This is a genomic window from Alphaproteobacteria bacterium PA2 (genome assembly GCA_002256425.1).
In the GTDB taxonomy this organism is placed as follows: Bacteria; Pseudomonadota; Alphaproteobacteria; order Caulobacterales; family Caulobacteraceae; genus Phenylobacterium.
The window spans coordinates 1,560,137-1,580,000 of the sequence record NKIZ01000001.1; the positions used below are offsets into that span (position 1 = coordinate 1,560,137).

19 protein-coding genes are annotated in these 19,864 nt (G+C 61.1%); 12 read left to right on the top strand and 7 right to left on the bottom strand.

Translation table 11 applies throughout. From position 1 onward, the window contains the following. Positions 1 to 47: 47 nt before the first annotated feature. Genes CFE28_07505 through CFE28_07515 form a run of 3 tightly spaced genes read left to right on the top strand, consistent with a single transcriptional unit; the run spans position 48 to position 3,370 of the window. Positions 48 to 968, top strand: coding sequence for a sulfate adenylyltransferase small subunit (locus tag CFE28_07505; protein ID OYU71605.1), 921 nt, complete (start codon positions 48 to 50; stop codon positions 966 to 968). Further along, on the top strand, positions 968 to 2,872 hold the full coding sequence (locus CFE28_07510; GenBank protein OYU69863.1) for an adenylyl-sulfate kinase: 1,905 nt from the start codon (positions 968 to 970) through the stop codon (positions 2,870 to 2,872). Before CFE28_07505 ends, CFE28_07510 begins: the two co-directional genes overlap by 1 nt. 42 nt (positions 2,873 to 2,914) lie before the next feature. Then, a complete protein-coding gene (locus tag CFE28_07515) occupies positions 2,915 to 3,370 on the top strand; it encodes an NADPH-dependent 7-cyano-7-deazaguanine reductase QueF (GenBank protein OYU69864.1) in 456 nt (151 codons plus the stop codon). On the opposite strand, the gene CFE28_07520 is transcribed toward CFE28_07515, so the two are convergent. Continuing rightward, the gene (locus CFE28_07520; GenBank protein OYU69865.1) at positions 3,367 to 3,984 is read right to left on the bottom strand and encodes a nitroreductase; all 618 of its coding nucleotides are present in this window, start codon (positions 3,982 to 3,984) and stop codon (positions 3,367 to 3,369) included. The two genes, CFE28_07515 and CFE28_07520, sit on opposite strands and share 4 nt — an antisense overlap. A 99-nt stretch (positions 3,985 to 4,083) precedes the next feature. Between CFE28_07520 and CFE28_07525 the strand changes: the two genes are divergently transcribed. The 3 genes from CFE28_07525 (at position 4,084) to CFE28_07535 (ending at position 5,807) form a co-directional block, all read left to right on the top strand. Then, on the top strand, positions 4,084 to 4,677 hold the full coding sequence (locus CFE28_07525; protein ID OYU69866.1) for a DNA mismatch repair protein MutT: 594 nt from the start codon (positions 4,084 to 4,086) through the stop codon (positions 4,675 to 4,677). 28 nt (positions 4,678 to 4,705) lie between these two features. Then, complete coding sequence (gene cysE, locus CFE28_07530) at positions 4,706 to 5,536, top strand: serine O-acetyltransferase (GenBank protein OYU69867.1); 831 nt, start codon at positions 4,706 to 4,708, stop codon at positions 5,534 to 5,536. Between the two features lie 64 nt (positions 5,537 to 5,600). Beyond that, the gene (locus CFE28_07535) at positions 5,601 to 5,807 is read left to right on the top strand and encodes a hypothetical protein (GenBank protein ID OYU69868.1); all 207 of its coding nucleotides are present in this window, start codon (positions 5,601 to 5,603) and stop codon (positions 5,805 to 5,807) included. Positions 5,808 to 5,876: 69 nt separating this feature from the next. Here CFE28_07535 and CFE28_07540 read toward each other — a convergent pair whose 3' ends face one another. After that, a complete protein-coding gene (locus CFE28_07540) occupies positions 5,877 to 6,641 on the bottom strand; it encodes a phosphate starvation-inducible protein PhoH (protein ID OYU69869.1) in 765 nt (254 codons plus the stop codon). Between the two features lie 315 nt (positions 6,642 to 6,956). Between CFE28_07540 and CFE28_07545 the strand changes: the two genes are divergently transcribed. The 5 genes from CFE28_07545 to CFE28_07565 all read left to right on the top strand — a co-directional run bounded on the left by CFE28_07545 (position 6,957) and on the right by CFE28_07565 (position 12,421). Next, positions 6,957 to 7,484 (top strand): gamma carbonic anhydrase family protein, encoded by a 528-nt coding sequence (locus CFE28_07545; GenBank protein OYU69870.1) that lies wholly within the window; start codon positions 6,957 to 6,959, stop codon positions 7,482 to 7,484. Between the two features lie 132 nt (positions 7,485 to 7,616). Beyond that, entirely contained in the window at positions 7,617 to 7,901 is a 285-nt protein-coding gene (locus CFE28_07550; GenBank protein ID OYU69871.1) for a hypothetical protein, read from the top strand. Beyond that, on the top strand, positions 7,898 to 9,793 hold the full coding sequence (locus CFE28_07555) for a hypothetical protein (protein ID OYU69872.1): 1,896 nt from the start codon (positions 7,898 to 7,900) through the stop codon (positions 9,791 to 9,793). The genes CFE28_07550 and CFE28_07555 overlap by 4 nt, the downstream gene beginning before the upstream one ends. Positions 9,794 to 9,866: 73 nt before the next feature. Beyond that, positions 9,867 to 10,649, top strand: a complete 783-nt coding sequence (locus CFE28_07560; GenBank protein ID OYU69873.1) for an enoyl-CoA hydratase — start codon at positions 9,867 to 9,869, stop codon at positions 10,647 to 10,649. Positions 10,650 to 10,759: 110 nt separating this feature from the next. Next, entirely contained in the window at positions 10,760 to 12,421 is a 1,662-nt protein-coding gene (locus CFE28_07565; GenBank protein OYU69874.1) for a choline dehydrogenase, read from the top strand. On the opposite strand, the gene CFE28_07570 is transcribed toward CFE28_07565, so the two are convergent. Continuing rightward, positions 12,418 to 12,963 (bottom strand): PAS domain-containing protein, encoded by a 546-nt coding sequence (locus CFE28_07570; GenBank protein ID OYU71606.1) that lies wholly within the window; start codon positions 12,961 to 12,963, stop codon positions 12,418 to 12,420. The genes CFE28_07565 and CFE28_07570 overlap by 4 nt on opposite strands. A 179-nt stretch (positions 12,964 to 13,142) precedes the next feature. Between CFE28_07570 and CFE28_07575 the strand changes: the two genes are divergently transcribed. Beyond that, the gene (locus CFE28_07575) at positions 13,143 to 14,057 is read left to right on the top strand and encodes a hypothetical protein (GenBank protein OYU69875.1); all 915 of its coding nucleotides are present in this window, start codon (positions 13,143 to 13,145) and stop codon (positions 14,055 to 14,057) included. A gap of 62 nt (positions 14,058 to 14,119) precedes the next feature. Here the strand turns inward: CFE28_07575 and CFE28_07580 are convergent, their stop codons facing one another. From CFE28_07580 to CFE28_07595, 4 genes are all read right to left on the bottom strand, one after another. Further along, a complete protein-coding gene (locus CFE28_07580; protein OYU69876.1) occupies positions 14,120 to 17,026 on the bottom strand; it encodes a peptidase M16 in 2,907 nt (968 codons plus the stop codon). Between the two features lie 114 nt (positions 17,027 to 17,140). Further along, on the bottom strand, positions 17,141 to 18,346 hold the full coding sequence (locus tag CFE28_07585) for a holin (GenBank protein OYU69877.1): 1,206 nt from the start codon (positions 18,344 to 18,346) through the stop codon (positions 17,141 to 17,143). Beyond that, positions 18,309 to 19,322: a transcriptional regulator gene (locus CFE28_07590; protein OYU69878.1), complete on the bottom strand. Its 1,014-nt coding sequence runs from the start codon at positions 19,320 to 19,322 to the stop codon at positions 18,309 to 18,311. Before CFE28_07590 ends, CFE28_07585 begins: the two co-directional genes overlap by 38 nt. Next, on the bottom strand, positions 19,315 to 19,659 hold the full coding sequence (locus CFE28_07595) for an endonuclease (GenBank protein OYU71607.1): 345 nt from the start codon (positions 19,657 to 19,659) through the stop codon (positions 19,315 to 19,317). Before CFE28_07595 ends, CFE28_07590 begins: the two co-directional genes overlap by 8 nt. Positions 19,660 to 19,864 lie beyond the last annotated feature (205 nt).

A 19,864-nucleotide genomic window follows, 5' to 3' on the forward strand; every position in this document is an offset into this window, starting at 1 on the left:
TCTGGCGTCCCCGGTCGGTTGCCGACCATCAGCGGAGGGTTACGCGCATGACGGACGATCGGCAGGGGACAACCTTGACCCATCTCCAGCGGCTGGAAGCTGAGTCCATCCACATCATGCGTGAAGTGGTGGCCGAAGCCGAGCGACCGGTCATGCTCTACTCTGTGGGCAAGGATTCAGCGGTCATGCTGCATCTCGCAGCCAAGGCGTTCTATCCGGCAAAGCCGCCTTTCCCCCTGCTGCACGTGGACACCACCTGGAAGTTCCGCGCCATGTATGAGATGCGCGAGCGCATGGCCCGGGAACTGGGCTTTGACCTGATCGTCCATCAGAATCCTGACGCCATCGCCCGCAAGATCAATCCCTTTGATCACGGTTCGGCTGTCCACACAGACACCTGGAAGACGGAGGGCCTGAAACAGGCTCTGGATAAATACGGCTTCGACGCAGCCTTTGGCGGCGCCCGGCGCGATGAAGAAAAGAGCCGGGCCAAGGAACGGATTTTTTCCTTCCGGTCAGCCCAGCACAGGTGGGATCCCAAGAACCAGAGGCCGGAGCTCTGGCGGCTCTACAACGCCCGCAAGAACAAGGGGGAGAGCATGCGCGTCTTCCCGATCTCCAACTGGACCGAGCTGGATATCTGGCAATACATCCATCTGGAAAACATACCGATCGTCCCGCTCTATTACTCAGCGGTCCGACCCGTCGTAGAGCGCGATGGCGGCCTCATCATGGTGGATGACGACCGCTTCCGCCTGGCGCCGGGCGAGGTTCCGATGATGAAGTCTATGCGATTCCGCACCCTTGGCTGCTATCCGCTGACCGGTGCGGTGGAGTCCACGGCGGCGACCCTGCCGGAAATCATCCAGGAAATGCTGCTCACCACCACTTCGGAACGCCAGGGACGGGTCATCGACCACGACCAGGCTGCATCCATGGAGAAGAAGAAGCAGGAGGGCTATTTCTGATGGCCCATCAGTCTGACCTCATCGCCACCGACATCGAAGCCTATCTGCTTGAGCATCAGCACAAGAGCTTGCTGCGGTTCATCACCTGCGGCTCGGTGGATGACGGCAAGTCGACCCTGATCGGCCGTCTGCTCTACGACTCGAAGATGATCTTCGAGGATCAGCTGGCGGCTCTGGAGGAAGACTCCCGGCGGGTTGGCACCCAGGGCGGCGAAATCGACTTCGCCCTCCTGGTGGATGGGCTGGCGGCAGAGCGGGAGCAAGGCATCACCATTGATGTCGCCTACCGCTTCTTTTCCACCGAGAAGCGCAAATTCATCGTCGCCGATACTCCGGGCCACGAACAGTACACCCGCAACATGGTCACCGGGGCTTCGACCGCCCAGGCTGCGGTCATCCTCATCGACGCACGGCGGGGCGTTCTGACCCAGACCCGGCGCCACTCCTATCTGGTCAAGCTGCTGGGCATCCGGCACGTGGTGCTGGCGGTCAACAAGATGGACCTGGTGGGCTGGAGTCAGGACCGCTTCAACGAGATCATCACGGACTACCGCGCCTTTGCTGACCAGATCGGCCTGACCGACTTCACCGCCATTCCGATGTCCGCCCTGAAGGGCGAGAACGTCGCCGGACCTGGTGAGGGAGACCCCTGGTACACAGGTCCACACCTGATGAAGGTGCTAGAAGACCTGCCTGTGGATGACGACCTGCGGGCCCGGGCCTTCCGCATGCCAGTCCAGTGGGTCAATCGTCCCAATCTCGACTTTCGGGGCTTTGCAGGCATGGTGGCGGCAGGCCAGATCCGTCCGGGTGACGCTGTGCGGGTCCTGCCCTCAGGGCGCACCAGCACGGTGGCGCGGATTGTTGCTTCGCCGCAGGACCTTGATGTCGCTGTCGCGGGCCAGTCCATAACCCTGACCCTGGCTGATGAGATCGATGTAAGCCGCGGTGATGTCCTGGCTGCGGCTCAGGATCCGCCGGAGGTTGCTGATCAGTTCGAAGCCACCCTGGTCTGGATGGATGATGAGGCCCTGCTGCCAGGGCGATCCTATCTGCTCAAGCAGGGAACGCGGACTGTCGGCGCAGCGATTTCCGAGCCCAAGCACAAGATCAACGTCAATACCCTGGAAAAGCTCGCCGCAAAGCGGCTGGAACTGAATGAAATTGGCGTCTGCAATGTCACCCTAGATGGGGCCATTGCCTTCGATCCCTATGTGGACAGCCGTGACCTGGGTGGCTTCATCCTTGTGGACCGGCTCACCAACCGGACCGTAGCTGCCGGCATGCTGCACTTTGCCCTGCGGCGGTCGCAGAATGTCCACTGGCAGGCCGTCGACGTAGACAAGGCGGCCCGCGGCGCGCTCAAGGGTCAGAGGGGCAGGGTGGTCTGGCTCACCGGCCTTTCGGGTTCGGGCAAGTCCACCATCGCCAACCTGGTCGAGAAGAAGCTCCATGCCGAGGGACGCCATACCTATCTGCTGGATGGCGACAATGTGCGGCACGGACTGAACCGCGACCTTGGCTTCACCGACGCTGACCGGGTGGAAAACATCCGCAGGGTGGCCGAGGTCGCCAAGCTGATGGTTGATGCAGGCCTGATTGTCCTGGTGTCGTTCATTTCCCCCTTCCGCGCCGAACGGGACATGGCGCGGGGGCTGATGGCCCGGGATGACTTCGTCGAGGTGTATGTGGATACACCGCTGGCTGTGGCGGAATCCCGGGATGTGAAGGGCCTCTACAAAAAGGCCCGGGCCGGAGAGTTGAAGAACTTCACGGGCATAGACAGTCCCTATGAGCCCCCGGAGAATCCGGAAATCCGCATCGACACGACCACAGAATCCGCACCGGAGGCTGCAGAGCGGATCACCGCCTGGCTCAATGGCGAACTGGACTACACCATCTAGGGTCTGATTGCGGCGGGCTGGAATGACGGGTATGGCGTCCCCATGACCGACACCCATTTGACCCAGCTTGGGCAGGAGATCCGCGGCTTCGCCAGTCCGGAAGAGGCTGTTCTGGAGCGGGTTCCCAACCCGCAGAAGGATGCGCTGTATCTGGCACGGTTTACCGCGCCGGAGTTCACCTCGCTCTGCCCGGTAACCGGCCAGCCCGACTTCGCAACCCTGATGATCGACTATGCACCGGGGGACTGGCTGATCGAGTCAAAGTCCCTGAAGCTCTATCTGGGCAGCTTCCGCAATCACGGGGCTTTCCACGAGGACTGCACGGTGGCCATCGGTCGCAGGATTGTGGAGGTCGCCCAGCCCAAATGGTTGCGGATTGGCGGATACTGGTACCCCCGTGGGGGCATTCCCATCGACGTCTTCTGGCAAACGGGGCCTGCCCCTGAGGGACTATGGCTGCCCGACCAGGGCGTTCCGCCCTATCGCGGCCGGGGCTAGGGTCTTTCCCAGCGGGTCACCAGACCCTTGAGATCCGGCCGTTCCCGCTCCTGGGCGGATGAGGTCGGGGTTCCGATGAAGATATAGCCTGCGACCTTTTCGCCGGGGCTCAGGCCAAGAATGGCCAGGGCTTCCGGATCATAGGCGTACCAGTCGGTGATCCAGTTGGCGCCAAAACCCATGGCCAGAGCGCCATAGAGCAGGTTGGTGCAGACAGCCCCGGCGGACATCAGCTGTTCCCATTCCTGAATGTCCGAAGCCCTGGGACTGGAAACCACCGCGATCGCCAGGGGCGGAGCCTTCAGCTTGGCCAGCTTTGCGGCGGCCCGGGCATCTTCACGCTTGAGAGCAAGGCCTTCAAGCTCAGCGGTGAAAGCTTCCTTTGCCGAGGTGTCGAGGATGATGAACCGCCAGGGCGCAAGCTTGCCATGGTCGGGGACCCTGGCGGCCAGTTGCAGCAGTGTCAGCACCTGATCTTCAGAAGGGGCAGGAGAGGCAAGCGTCAGGGCGGAGTTTGACCGCCGACGTGCGAGAAATTCCAGCACACCTTGCGCAGGCGCCAGGGGCAGTTCTTCACCGAATTCCGGCAGGACTGGGTGAGATGTGGCAGTCATGTCTGAAACCCCGAACTGGCCGCAAAGGCCAACCCTGTTTAAGGGTTCAGCCTCAGTACGGGCAAGGCGAGTTTAGGCGTGAGCGATAAACCCGAATGGATGCGAAGCCACGGAAAGCCGTGGATCCGGGGGCCGGGTCGGCTGGTCTATGACAATCCCTGGATATCCGTCACAGAGTTCAAGGCTACGGCGCCCACAGGCAATCCGGCGCAATACGGGCTGGTTGGATACAAGAACCGAGCACTTGCGATCCTACCCCTGTTCGAGGACGGGTCCGTACTGATGGTCGGTCAGAACCGACTGCCATTCGCCGAATACAGCTGGGAGATTCCGGAAGGTGGTGGGCCGCTGGACGAGGATCCCCTGGATGGCGCCAAGCGGGAGTTGCTGGAGGAAACCGGCCTGGTCGCCGCTGACTGGCGCGAAGTGCTGCGACTGCAGCTTTCCAACTCTGTCAGTGACGAGCTGGCGATCTGTTACCTGGCCACGGGTATCTCTGAAGGGGACCTCGCGGTCCATGGCGATGACACCGAGGACATTGCTCGGGTCCGGGCGCCATTTCGTGAAGTGCTCGAAGCGGCCATGGCAGGCTATATTTCCGACAGCCTGACAGTGGCGATGCTGCTGCGGGTCCACCATATGGCCTACAAGGGGTTACTGCCTGATGGCCTGGCGCGATTTGTGCTAGGATGATCGGGTAAACATTGGGCGGGAGAAAACGATGAGCCAGCGCCTGGAAATTCTAGATCCGTCCCAACCGCCTCCGGTCTGGGCCTCCCTGCGCAATGAGGCCGAGCGCGCCTCAAAGAGCGAGCCTGCCCTTGCCTCGCTGCTGAACGCGGTGGTGATCAGCCATGAAAACCTGGGCGACGCCCTGTCCTACCAGCTGGCCCGAAAGCTGGGAGACCAGGAACTGCGCGCCATGAGCCTGCGCGAGCTTGCTACCCAGGCCTATCGTAGTGATCCCAATCTTGTGGCCATTGCCGAGGCCGATCTGCGCGCTGTCTATGAGCGCGATCCGGCGTGCAAGGGCTATGTCCAGCCCTTCCTGTTCTTCAAGGGCTTCCAGGCTCTGCAGACCCAGCGGGTCGCGCACTGGCTGTGGAATCAGGGCCGTGAGACCATCGCCTTCTACCTCCAGAGCCGGGTCAGCGAAGTCTTCCAGGTGGATATCCACCCCGCCACCCAGATTGGCTCCGGGGTCTTTGTCGACCACGGAACCGGCATTGTGATCGGTGAAACCGCCGTGATCGGAAATGATGTTTCCCTGCTGCAGGGTGTCACACTCGGCGGGACGGGCGCCGAGCGCGGTGATCGTCACCCCAAGATCGGCAATGGCGTCCTTCTGGGCGCTGGCGCCAAGGTGCTGGGCAACATCAAGATCGGCGACTTCGCCAAGGTGGCATCCGGATCGGTGGTGCTGAAGGACGTTCCTGCCCACTGCACCGCCGCAGGCGTTCCCGCCAGATTGATCAATTGTCCGACCTGCGACGAGCCCGCGCGGAAAATGGATCACACCCTGGCAGAAGCTTTCAATGAAGACAGCATCTGAGGTTTCCTCTTGGGGCCTCGCAGTCTAGGTTCCGCCCAGATTTGAATCGAGCAGGAGCCGAGTGATGGACGAAAGAGCAATGCGCAAGATCGAGGGGCATCTGCGCGGCACCTTCGCCAATGCGCGGATCAGCCTGGTTCCCAGGCCCAAGCAGAAGGACTCCGCCGAGGTCTATATCGGTGAAGAGTTCATCGGCGTCGTCTTCGAAGACGAGGATGGCGACGGATCCTTCATGTTCGAAATGGCGATTCTGGCTGAAGACCTGCCCTGATCAGGTCATTCCCCAACCATGGTTGAAATCCGGCCCCGACCTTCAGGTCGGGGCCGTTTTCGTTTCCAATCAGAGGACGCCCAGCATTTCGGCCACCAGGGGGTGGCGGACAATGTCCCTGTCCTGAAGTCTGACAACAGCGATATTGCTGACAGCTTCCAGCTTCTCGGCCACCGGCCCCAGACCTGAGATGCCAGGCAGGAGGTCCGACTGGTTGGGGTCGCCCGTAACAACCATGGTTGAGTTCCAGCCCAGCCGGGTCAGCAGCATTTTCAGCTGCATGTAGGTGCAGTTCTGGGCCTCATCGATGACGACGAAGGCGTTGTTCAGGGTGCGTCCGCGCATGAAGCCGACGGGGGCGATTTCGATGGCGCCTTCCGCCATCAGGCAACGGACCCGCTTCATGCTGAGTCGATCAGACAGGGCGTCATAGAGCGGTCGGAGATAGGGGGCGAGCTTGTCTTCCATCTCGCCGGGCAGGAAGCCAATGGATTCCCCGGCCTCGACGGCGGGACGCGAGAGGACGATCCGACCGACTTTTCCGGCTTCGAGGGCTTCAACCGCCTTGGCGATGGCCAGATAGGTCTTGCCGGTCCCTGCCGGGCCCAGGGCCATGACCAGATTCTTCTCGTTGATCGCGGAGATCAGGGATTCCTGGCCAGGGGATTTGGCCTTGATGGTCTTCAGATAACCCTGTTCCCGGTCATCATTGTGGTGCGCCAGGGGCGACCAGGATCGTTCAAGCGGCAATCGGCGTATTTTTGAATCTTCCTCGAACTGGCTCGCATCGAATGCGCCTTCGCGCAGTTGTCGCTTCAGGATCCGCTTGGTCATCAAGGCCTCCTAGAGGGCAAGAAAAAAGGGCGAATCCGCAATGGACCGCCCTCCGAGATCGAAAAATTTGAACAGGGCGACTCGCCGCCGCGCAGAGCCCGGGGGCTCTCCTTCCTCACGTCGATTTGGGGGCGAGGACCGCCCGGACCACAAACGCGACACGAACCACTCCGTCCTACGGGACTGCACCGGGCGGAAGACCCGCCCGAGAGGATTTGAAGGGAAACACCCCTTCGAATCGCCCGTATAAGATGATGCTAACGTGGTTTATGACCGGTTAAGCAAGTGCAAAGACCAAAGAAACGGGGCGTACGGATGAGTGTCTATAACTTGGGCGATGTGTCTCCGGAGTTGCCTGGAGAAGGCGAATACTGGATAGCGTCAAATGCAGCGGTAGTTGGGCGCGTCATTCTGAAGAAAAACGCATCAGTCTGGTGGGGCGCTACCTTGCGAGGCGACAATGACCCCATTGAAATCGGTGAGAACTCAAACGTTCAGGACGGCTCAGTACTTCACACTGATACAGGGTTTCCGCTCACCATCGGCGCCAACGTAACTGTTGGCCACATGGTGATGCTGCATGGATGCACGATCGGCGACAACTCCCTGATTGGAATCGGATCAATCGTCCTCAACGGCGCGAAGATCGGCCGAAACTGCCTGATTGGCGCCAATTGCCTGATCACGGAAGGCAAGGAAATTCCCGACAATTCCCTTGTCATGGGCGCCCCAGGCAAGGTCGTCCGCGAGATATCGGACGCCCAGGCTCAGATGATTGTCGGCGGATCCCTGCACTATGTAGAAAACTGGCGGCGTTATCAGCGTGATCTGAAACTGCGCTGACTGAAGATTGCCGGCCGCGATTCAACGGTAAAGGTTTGTTTCCAATACCGCTTAAAATCAGATTCACACCCTTGTGCCTAAATAGCCTCGAAGAAATCCCTCTGTACGCAGGTTTTGCGGTGGAGAGATTGAATGAGGGGCGAGACTCAATTGCGGCAGACAACTGGAAAGCGCTTCCTGGCCAGAGTCCGGGTGATCGGTCAGAGGTCTGAGGGCTCGACGGCTATCGAGTACGCCATGGTGGCCAGCCTGATGGGTGTGGCGCTCATTGCAGCCATGTCGACGCTCGGCCAAAGCGTCGCCGCAACCTATGGCAAGGTCGGCGCAGCCCTTGAGGGCTCACCTGACATGCCCGGCCCGACCACAGCAGCCGCCAGCATGTCGGCGCCGAAATCGACAGCCAGCCCGGCTCCATGATCTGGGCCTCGGGCCAGTCGGAGAATCTATCCCGCACCCGGCTTTCCAGGCGGGCGATCATGGCCGCAGCCATGGTCGCTGTGCTTCTGTGGGCTTTCCGGGGCGGTAATGTGGTGGACCGTATCTGGTCCGATCTGCTTACAGCGTCGCAGAAGCTGCCGGTTTCTTCTGAATACGTCGTCGTGAACATCAGGTCTCAGGACATGGTGGCCCTCTGGGATGTGTCTTCCCTCAGGCACGCATTCGCTGAACGGGTGCTGGCGCTCAAGGCGGCCGGCGCTAAGCGGATCCTGCTCGACATGTTCCTGAGCGGGACGACAATGACCACAGGCGATAGGGATCTCTCTCTTGCTCTGAGGGATTTTGGCAAGGACAGATCAGCCTTTGGTCGAACGACAGACCCGGGATTTGCCGCACCTACTGCTCTCTATCAGGCAGCCACCATTCTGGAGCTGGGCATCCTTTCTGATCCCGATGGGCATTTTCGGTCCGTTCGGCTTCCATCGACAAGCCTGACCGGCAATCCGGCTATCTGGCTTGCCTCAGGCCAGGTCGACATACGCCATTCGCCGGTCGACCTGCGACTGGATCCCGATTCCGTAACCGTCTATTCGCTGGATGAGACCAAGCGACCCGAAGTCCTTGCGAAGATGAAGGACAAGGTCGTCATCTTCTCCCTTGATCGGTCAGCTTCCAGATCCCGCGCCAGTTTGCCTGTATATGGCATGGTGGATCGGGGCCGGTTTCTGGCGATTGCGGCCGATTCCTACAAAAGTGGGACAGATGCAAGGCTCAGGATAGCTGGCCTGTTCGGGATGGTCCTGGCAGTTGTCACCCTATGTGCGGGCCTGTTCATCGGAGCACGGACGCGATCAATACGTGCAAGTCTGACCATTTTCCCCGTACTTTGCATCGGGGTGATCGCCTGTTGCCTTTACGTGAATCTGGGGCTCGGCGCGCCTTCCAACCCGGTAACGACCATTTCGATCGGGGCCATGGCCATGACAGTGGCCATCGGTTTCCGCCTCGGCATTCCTGAGCTGATTGCGGGACTGTTTGCGGGTGACCTGAGCCCGGAGGAAGCGTGGCTCTGGCGCAGTCAGGCCGATCAGGACCGGCCGGTCCTGTTGTTCGGCGCGGACGGTTCGGTCAGGCGCTCCAATCCCATTGGCCTTGGCGCTTTTGACCTGAATGAGGAAAAGCATTCCGAACGCGCCCTGCAGCTGGCGCGGCTGTGCATGCCCGGCATCGGTGAGCGTGCTGAAATCCTGACGACTGGGGAGCGGTCCAAGACGCGGTGGCGGGTGGAATGGCCACACAATTCAGTTCCCCTGGCCGTATTCTTCGACGTCACAGATCAGGTGTCCAAGGTGGAAGACCTGAGGCGAAAGCTCGTCACCGATCCCCTTACGGGTCTGCAAAACCGGTCAGGGTTTGACGCCGCCCTTGCAGGCATCAACATGGAGAGCGGCGCGCAGTTCGTTCTCTTCTATATGGACATGAACGGCTTCAAGCAGGTGAACGACACCCTCGGGCATGATGCCGGGGATGAATTGCTGGCTGTCGTGGCGCGGCGCTTCTCATCCATTGTCCGTGAGCGGGACGTGCTGGCGCGCCTAGGCGGAGACGAGTTCGGCCTGTGCGTGCATGGCGAAATGTCCCAGGCCGGGGCGCGCCGCCTGGCCGAAAAGCTACAGGAGACCCTCAATTCGCCAATTCGCCTCAAAAAGGGCGAGGTGCGGGTTGGCGTCGCTGTTGGATTCAGCATTCGCGCCGCCAATGACACCTCTACCGCTGAGGTCATCCGGCGCGCAGACGAGGATATGTATCGCCAGAAGAAGGCGCAGAAAGAGCAGGACCGGCGCGGCGCGCTGCGAAATCTTTCCGCCTGAAGTGACTCTCCGCCCTTGACGGACCCTGCGTCGCTCCGGCGAACTCTGCAAAACGCAAAGGGAGACGGGCGCAATGACCTATCAATTCATCAAAGTAGAGCGTGAAGACCACGTCACCATCTTCACCCTCAACCGACCTGAGGTGATGAACGCCCTGCATTCTCCCGCGCACTTTGAACTGCACGAGGCCTTTGATGCCTTTGCCGCTGATCCAGAGCAATGGGTCGGGATCGTCACCGGGGCAGGGGACCGCGCTTTTTCCGCCGGCAACGATCTGAAACACCAGGCGACGGGTGGCGAAATGCGCAGTCCTCCCAGTGGGTTTGCTGGCCTCACCTCACGCTTTGATCTGAACAAGCCGTTGATCGCCGCCGTCAATGGCATAGCCATGGGGGGTGGGTTCGAGATCGCCCTGGCCTGCGACATCATTGTTGCTGCTGAAGGCGCGGTATTCGCGCTTCCCGAGCCCCGGGTAGGCCTTGCGGCCCTCGCAGGCGGACTGCATCGTCTGCCGCGCGCCATCGGCGTTAAGCGCGCCATGGGAATGATCCTGACCGGGCGTCGGGTTTCGGCGGCCGAAGGCGAGAGCCTGGGCTTTGTCAATGAAGTGACGAGTTCGGCTGAACTCATGGCGGCCGCCCGCCGATGGGCCGCCCAGATTTCGGAACTCTCCCCCATGTCGATCCGCGCCTCCAAGGAGGCAGTCTTCCGCGGACTTGACGAGGTGACCCTGCAGGACGCGATCATCGGGCAAAACAAGTACCCGGCCATCGGCGCTCTTTTCCGCTCTGAGGACTTCGTCGAAGGTCCCATGGCCTTCGCCCAGAAGCGCCCGCCGAACTGGAAGGGCCGTTGATCGGTCAATTCGTGACGCGGTCGTCAAGTTTATAGGATTCGAGGCGGCTGGACGCTTGTCAGGGCGAACGCAGCGAGGCAGGGAAGGGGGATCAAACCCTTTCCTGAGGAATTGCCTTGGACCGTTTCGACTACATCATCATCGGCGCCGGTTCGGCTGGATGCGTGCTGGCCAACCGCCTGAGCGCAGACCCCAAGAACCGCGTCCTGCTCCTGGAAGCCGGGGTCAAGGACAACTCCATCATGGTCCAGATGCCGGCGGGCGTTGGCGGCCTGATTGGCGACAAGGGCACCTATAACTGGGGTTTCTGGACCGAAGCCGAACCCCACCTCAATGACCGCAAGATGTGGTGGCCACGGGGCAAGGGCTGGGGCGGTTCGTCGTCCATCAATGGAATGATCTATATTCGTGGCCATGCCCGGGACTATGATCAGTGGCGGCAGATGGGTCTGGAGGGTTGGGCCTACAAGGACGTTCTGCCCTATTTCAAACGCTCGGAATCCCTGGAGGGCGGCGGCGACGCCTGGCATGGCGGCGAGGGCCCGCTGAAGGTCTCCAAGGCGCCGACACCCAATCCGATCTACAAGGCCACCATCGAGGCGGGGCGTCAGGCGGGATACAAGATCACGAGTGACTTCAATGGCTTCCAGCAGGAAGGTTGGGGCCCCTATCAGCTGACCATCCACAAGGGTGAACGCTGGAGTGCGGCCAAGGGTTATCTGCATCCAGTGCTGACCCGGTCGAACCTGACCTGCCTGACGGGGGTGCGGACGACGCGCATCCTGATCGAAAACGGCGTAGCGGTTGGCGTCGAGTACGCCGACGAAACGACCAAGGCGCGGACTGTCGTACATGCGGATCGGGAGGTCCTGGTCTGCGCCGGGGCGGTTCAATCACCGCAGATCCTCCAGCTTTCCGGGATCGGGGATCCGGAGGAACTGGGCAAGCACGGCATTGCCGTAGTCCATCCCCTGAAGGGCGTCGGGGCCAACCTGCAGGACCATCTGGACGTTACCTTGTCCTGGGAGTGCCCAAAGCCGATCACCATCTATTCCCAGCGCAAGGGTCTGGTGAAGACCATGCTGGTCGGTCTGAACTGGCTGTTGTTCCGCAAGGGCGTCGGCGCCACCCAGGCCCTGGAGAGCGGCGCCTTCCTCAAATCACGCCCCGATCTGGACCGGCCGGACCTGCAGGTTCATTGCGTCCTGGCGGTGATGCAGAACCACGGCAAGACCCAGGTGGAAAAGGACGGATTCACCTTCCACGTCTGCCAGCTTCGTCCGGAAAGCCGGGGGCGGGTGGGACTGAAGTCTGCTGATCCCTTTGACGATCCGGCGATCTTCGCCAACTACCTTTCGGCTGAGGAAGATCGTCGCGCCCTTCGCGAAGGCGCCAAGATGATGCGTCAGGTGGCTGCCCAGGCCGCTCTGGACGAATTCCGCACCGAGGAACTGTTCCCCGGCAAGGACGTGCAGACCGATGAGGAGCTTGATACGTGGATCCGGGCCAATTCCGAGACCATCTATCACCCGGTCGGTACTTGCCGCATGGGCCCTGTGGGCGATCCCATGGCGGTGGTGGATCCTGAACTGCGTGTCCAGGGCCTCAAGGGGCTGCGGGTCATAGATGCCTCGGTCATGCCCAGCCTGATCGGTGGCAATACCAATGCGCCGACCATCATGATTGCGGAAAAGGCCTCAGACCTGATTCTTGGTCTTGCGGCCCTGCCGGCGGATGATGCCCCCGTCTATGACGAGACCGCAGCGGCCTAGGCTATGCGTCGCCCATCCAGGGCGGCCAGGCGAAGGCGCGGGGACTCCTGATTGGCGGGGCCCATGTTGATGACGTTCTCGACAGCAATTTCCAGGGCCGGGAGGCCCTGGAGGCGCGCCACCATGCCCAAGGGCTGGTAGAGCCCAAGAAAGCGCTCTGGTGAGCCCGGACCCGGCGCCAGGGGCAGGAACAGAATCTCCAGCGGCAGGCTGGGGCCCGCGGTCCTGACCTCAGCCTTGACCAGAACAGGCTCCGGTCGGCGCCGTCCGGCTTCGAGGGCGCCTTTGAGATCCAGCCGATCCTTGTGACGGAAGAGATCCAGGACATTCCGGCTTCGCAGATCCTGAGCATGCAGCTCAGCGACAAAGCCGCCCACAAGACGGAGCGGGTAGACCCCGGATTCCTGCCGACCGGCGACGAAGACCTGGCTGAGAAGTTTGGGGAAGTGCGTCGGATCAATGGCTCGACGGTCGGGCATCTGACCTTCGCCGCCCCGGCTTCGCCAATAATCTATCAATCGTTTTGTATTTAAATGAAACACAGACATCGAACGGCAGCGCTGCAGCGCGATCGGAAGCGACCGCACGCAGCTTGCAGGAAGATTTGGGCCAAGGCTCCAATGTTCCAATTCGGGACGTGTCTGACGGAATTTTTCAAGGATAGCGCCGCTTCGGCGCGCTTCTTGCATGCTTAACGGCAGGAATCTGGAGTGGCGAAGCCATGAAGACGCGTTCAACCTTGCTGGGGCTGATGTTCGGCCTTGGAATCTTGTTGCTGACGACGGCTGCGCCGGGCTCGGCGAAGGCCCAGGCCTGCTGCGCACCACCGCCGCCGCCCTGTAACTGTGTCGCGCCGACCCCGCCGACACCCCCTTGCTGTACAGCGCCTCCGCCAACACCGCCTGCAGTCTGCTGCGACACGAACAACAAGACGAATGTTCATGTGAACGTTTCCAATGTGAATGTTGCCGTAGCCAATGCGCGCTCAAGCACCGTTTATGGCGGCAACAGCCTGCTCAATACCGGCGTCGGTGACGGCGTCTTCTACGGCGGCGGCGGCGGCGGTGGCGGCGGCGGCGGCGGTTACTCGCCGCCCGTCGTCTCTGGTATCATCCAGGGCCTGAACGTTGACGCCGCCCAGTCGGGTGGTCGCCAGGCCTATCAGTCTTCACGCACGACAATCCGCAAGGTCGCCATCCAGGCATTCTGTATGGATGACCGGACCATCCCGCATGCGGCCTCCCAGGTTTCGCCAGATCGGGCCATTGATGAACGTTATGAAGGCGAGCTCTACCGCTGCATTGCGGGCACCTGGCTGCAGGCGACCGTCGCCAGCTATGAAGGCAAGGTCGATTTCTCGGGCGGCCAGACCCTGACCTGCAAGAAGGGCGACGCTCTCTATCACGCTCAGGGCGGTCGGGTGGAATGTCGTCCCCAGCGTCCGGCGCGTGATTGCAACGAGCGGTCCCTGCTTCGCCGGTTCGGCGCAGGCATCAAGATCCTGGCCATGGTCACGACCGAATCCTTCACCTCCTATCGCGAGAGCTCATCGCGGACTGAATCTTCGTCCTCGTCTTCGGCCTCGTTCGCCAGTGGCCTCAGCCTCGATGGCGGTGTTGGCGGAATTGTCTTCTGATCCATCGAACATCCGAGGATCAGAAAGGGCTCGTCACATGGCGAGCCCTTTTTCGTTTCAGGTTACTTTCGCTGGAGCCTGGCGTCCTCCGGAACAATGGTCAGGGTCCATGCCGACCCTTCGTTCAGGATATCCCTGGCGGCCTGCTGAACATCGGCCACCGAGACTTTTTCCGTCGCAGCGATCACGCCTCGCAGGATATCCAGCCGCCTAATGTCTGTCTGAGCCCCGCTGAGCTCGGAAACCCAGTAGCCGTTGGTTTCCCGCGCCTTTGCAAAGTCATCCAGCCGGGGGTTCTTGGCCCGGGCAAGTTCGTCCTCTGAGGGTGGAGACTGCGCCAGATCGGCGGCAATTTTCCTCATGGCGGCGAGACTTGACCCCAGTTTTGCAACAGGGACTTCGACCCTGGCCGCGAGGTAACCCCAATCTGGCCAGGTCAGACTGGTCTGCAGGGAGGTATTTGGGGCGTAGGTTGCACCCTGGGTTTCACGCAATTCAGCCCGGAGCCTGAGTTTCATAATCTCTGAGAGGATATCAGCGGCCCGATTTCCTCTGGAGTCCTTGAAGTAGGTCCGGACAGGCCAGGCCATGAGGGCGATGCTCTGGTCTTCCCGCCCCTTGTGAGTGAGCTGGACAGGCGGCGAAACGGGTACTGGAAAACGGATCGCTTCAGATGGACCAGCCGAAGGCCCGGACTTGCGATTCGGCAGGCTTCCGAATGTCCGTGAGACCAGGTCGACGGCTTTCTCGACCGTAATGTCGCCAACGATGACAACTTCCAGGGGCTCCTCGGCGAGGACCGGCGCCAGCATCGCCCTGAAGTCCGCAAAGTCAGCGCCTTCGATCTCGCCGATCTGGGGAAACTTCCAGCGAGGGTCCCCGCCATGCAACAGGCCGGCGAGATCGCGTGAGAGAACGCCCGAATCTGTCGCCTCGAACTGGTTGGTCATAGGTCTTGCGGCTGTCTTGAGCTGGCCGAAGGTTTCCGACCGCCAGCCCGGATTAGAGACGTAAGCCGCCAGAAGCTGGAGTTGAACTTCCAGGTCCGAGGGGGTCGTTTCGCCCGCCAAGGCGAAGGCGTCGTCGGAGATGCCGAATCTTGCTCCGAAAACACGACTTGCGAGGACCTTTTCCAGATCAGTGGCCGTTAATTTCCCCAGACCACCGCCCGTGAACGCCCCAGCCGCCCAGCCGAGGGAAGGCCTGTCGCTGGGAAGACCTGACCGGCCTTCACCCATGTTGATTCGTACGAGGATCTGGTCGTCCTGGAATTTGGTCGGCTTGACTGTGAGGCGAACCCCGTTCGCAAACCTCAAGAACGTGACATCAAGGTCTGACAGGTCACGGGTCTCGACGACATCTGTCGGGTTGCCGAAGGATGTATAGGGCCAGGTCTGTTCAGCGATCGCTTTGGGTGGCTCGACCTTTTCCTTTTCCGCCGCCTTGAAGGCCTCGATTATGGCGGATTCACCTCCTGCTATGGGCTTGGGTGAGCCGACATAGATCAGTGGGCCTTCCCCTTTGAACTGGCCGCGGAGGGTATCTGAAACAGTGTCGGCCTTCAGGCCCTTAACCTGCGCCTCAAACTCGGCAAGGTCCTGGGCTGGAGAGGTAATCACGCTGTCATCACCGATGGAGGCTACGAATGCGTCTGCCAGATCAGAAGGCAGTATCGTCGCAGCCCCCGCTGCATTGGCCTTCAACGCCGTACGGAGTTCAACAATCTCGCGATCCAGCTCGTCCTGCCTGACACCAAACTGGAGAATTCGGCGGCGCTCGAGTTCAGCGCGGGTCAGAGCCGCCTTCCACTGTCCGAAATCGGCATTCACGACGAGATTGGTAATGGTCGCAGCCTTGTACTCCGTCGTGGCAAAGGCTCCGGAACTGAGGAAGGGCGAGCCAGGGCTGCGCGCAATCGCCTGAAGACGTCTGTTCAGGACTGTGAACCCCAGCTGCTTGAGAAGCTCCTCCCGACGGGTTGCGATGGTATCAGGACGAAGATCCGGGGACCTGACCCAGGCGACGCCTATGGAGGTCGCCAGGCCTGGATCCACCATGAGCCTGGCCTCGAGCTTCCGCGACTTTACCTTGCCCAGGCCTGGTTCCTTCCCGGCAGGTCCAGGAGGCGCCCAGTTGCTGAACCGATCCCGGATCTTGGCTTCCATTGCGGCCGGATCGAAATCGCCCACAGCGATGAGCACGGTTCGCTCAGGCCGGTAGTATTTCCGGTAGTAGTCAACGATCTGCGAGACTGGCGCAGTCCTCAGAACATCGACTTTGCCGATTGGAAATCGCTCACCAGGCCTCTGATCCTTCAGTTGGAAGCGCAGGCGGCTGCCGAAGAGGCGGAAATAGGGGGTGTCCCGCGTGCGTTCTTCAGAAAGGACCACCCCGCGCTCGCTGTCCATTGCAGCCTGGTCAAGGGTCAGTTCCCCTGCGGCTTCCCTCAGGAGGGCCAGGGTTGTGTCTACGGTATCGTCATCAGTTCTGGGCAGATCGAGCTTGTAAACCGTCTGGTCGAAGTCTGTGGAAGCATTTGTATCTGCGCCAAACGCCAGACCATGACGTTCGAGGATCCTGACCATGTCCCCGTCGGGGTAGGCTTTGGAGCCCTTGAAGGCCATATGCTCAAGAAAGTGGGCCAGACCTTGCTGTGCGTCTGACTCCATAAGCGAGCCAGCTTCGATTCGGAGCCTGAGCGCCGCCTGACCCGGCCGGGCCGACTGGCGCCGGATCACATATCGCATGCCGTTGGGCAGGGACCCGAAACGCACCTCTGGATCGGGATTCAGGCCTGATTTCAGCTGTGGCCATGCTGGAGGCTTGGCACGATAGGCAGTTTCAGCAACAGCGGCGGGCGTCAGGCCTGAGGCGACGACCGAATCCGGCTGTGCGCCTGCTGGAGACGAAGACAGCGCGAACCAGAGTGCGGCGACCAGGGCGGAGGCCGCGGGGGAGGGGGATGGCATTCAGGATTCCGAGCAGTTCGTCTGGGAATCCCACCTTGCCGCGCCCCATGGGGCTGACGCAAGGCGCGAACCGGGCGATCATGTGTCCACAATCGTCCGGGTCGTGACCGGAGCCTAGTTCGCGCCCGGCTTGCGTACGTAGTAGGTGGCCGAGTTGCCGACGGCGTTGGATACGCCGGTCACCGACCTCGCAGAGCCTGTGATGGTGGCGGTGTTTGACGCCCCTACATCGGCGGCATTGGTCTGATTGTTGGTGATGGTCATTCGACCATTACACTCGGCGCAGGCATAGCCGAGGACGGCATTTCCAGAGGCGCTCGCGCTGCCATAGGCGTCATAGCCATCTCCGCCTGTAACGTTGGAGATAACGTCCACACCGCCGCCATCATTGATCTGGGTCGAATCCAGGATCACTTCGCCGCCCAGATCGCCGACAACAATATTGTTTCCTGTGCCGCGGGCATCGGCGGAAACCGATCCGAATGCAGCGGCTGAAGACTCTGCCTGGCTGCGGACATAGGTGTGATTGCCCTGGGTGATTGCCGCGTCCATCAGGAAGCCCTGATTCACAGCATCGACGGAGTTTCCGACGGCGCTGGTGATGGTCTTGCCTTCCTGGACCTGACCATAGGCCGTGAACTGGGCTGCCAGGGTCTGGGCAGAGTTGTTCTGCTGATTGGAAATCATCCGCGTGCCGGAAAAATTGGTTCCGACATAGGTGATGTCATTTGCCGAGGTCACAGCCTGGAACTGGGCCTGACCGGAAACATAACCGTAGACGCCGCCTCCATCGGATGTGACGTCTGCAGCATTGGTCTGATTGACCCTTACGCCTGCGGTGCCGTTGCTGACCGTGACCACATGGCTGTTGCCCTGGGATTGAATGTAATTGTCGACATCGCCGGTCTGGCCGGTGGGCGCCTCGATCTGGCTGCGGCCGAGGATCGTTCCCGGCCCGGTTTCCTGGGTCAGCACAGCGGTCATGACAGCGCCTGAAACGCCAGCCTCGCCCGCATTGCCTACGGCTGTCGTTGTCAGTGAGGTTACTGCGCCGGAATTTGCCGCAACATTGAGGCGTGTATCAGCTGTGACATTACCGATCGTGGTCTGGTTGCTGACCACATCGACATCCTGCTCTTCGGCGGTTGCCTGATAGGCGGTTCCTGAACCGTGGCTTTCAGCCACGGTCTGGTCTGTCACAGTCTGGACGTCCAGAACCTGTGTCGCGAAGACGTCGCCCAGCTGAACCTGGTTGTTGAGAACCGGGCTCGGCGCGGTCTGACTAGTAGCGACCCCGCACGGAGCGGTCCCGACGATCATTCCAGCGAGAAGGATCAGCCCGCGTTTTGGCATTGTTGGTGTCCAGGTTGTTGTAGGCGGGAACATATCCGCCGGTGACGCCCACAGAGCCGTCGCCAAGCGGGTCGGAGGAGAGGCAGGCCTGAGGCCCCGGCATGCCGTAGAGGTTGGCCGTCATTTCAACCACGGCGCGCTCGACCAGTGAGCGGACCGCCAGCTGCATCGGTTCTAGGGCCCCGGCGCCGGCGGAGATGTCGAAGACATTGCCGCCCATGAAGTCGAACAGGCCCGCTCCGACTTCACGGCCGACCACCTGCTTCTGGTAGGAAATGATATCGACGACTTCGAGGGTGCGGGTGTTGATCAGCCGCATGTCCAGCCCGATGTTCATGACCATTGAGCGGCCACGAATGGCGCCTTTGGCGTCAGTCGCATCGACGCCGCCGCCTGAAATGTCCATGCCGGTCGACCGGATATTGAAATTCAGCTCAGTAATGCCGCCGGCGACGTAAAAGTCGGAGCCCGGGACCTGACCGGCAAGGATCCGGCGATACTCCGCAGCCCTGTCGGGAGCAGGGTTGGGCGCGTCGGAGATGAGCTTGTTGTTGGCGTACTTCAGTTCGAGTTCGGACACCGAAGTGTCAAAGCGCTCGACCAGCGGCATGCCCGCCTTCGCGAAGGCCGACATGGCCATGAGCGATGCGCCCTGGGTGATCTTTCGTCCGGAACCATCGGCTTCGGCCTTTCCGGTGTAGTCGGCAATGCGGCCGATCGCGATTCTCGGCGCAACCAGGCGCGCATTTCGCGCATATCCGGCCATGCAGACCAGGGCAGCTGAGTAGGGAGTGGGATTTGCAGTCACCGGGGCTGATCCCATTGGCTTGGCGTAATTCCCGCCTGAGCCCAGTTTAGGCGTTGAACAGCCCGCGAGCCCCAGGGAAGCCGCAGCAAGGAGTGCGACCACGCGGCCTGCAGGTGCGATCCAGCGATCAGTCATTGCCAACGCCTCCATTGGTAACCGTAGCGCCGGCCGAGACCGCGCCAGTATTTGTCTGTTTTGAATTGACTATGACGGTGTTGTAGCTGCCCTGGGTCACCACAACGAGGCTGTTCCCGATGGCGCTTGCGCCGCCCGACCCGGCGCCGACACCGGCGAAGGCGTCTACAGCCCCAGAGGTCGAAGAGAATGACGACTGGTCTTCGCCGGTCAGGATCAGGCCGTCGACGATGACCCGGTTTCCGTTGGCGTCGCGGGTGGAAACGTCAACCGGGCGGTTTTCCGAACCCGAGACCCGTCCGTATCCTGCATTGAAGCTTGCTGCGTTTGTGGCCATGGACTGCGCAAGTGCGCCGCCGGCCGGGGCGACGACAGCGAATGCTACGCATATCCCCAACCGCTGCAGCTTGTCTGAAAGGACGACAGGCATAGGGTGAAATACTCCGGGCAGACCAAAACGTGTTAACCATGACAAGCAATGAGCGTGCCAACTTCGGTATCCGGTTCCTTATCGAGTCAGACACTGGCGATTTGGTTAATTA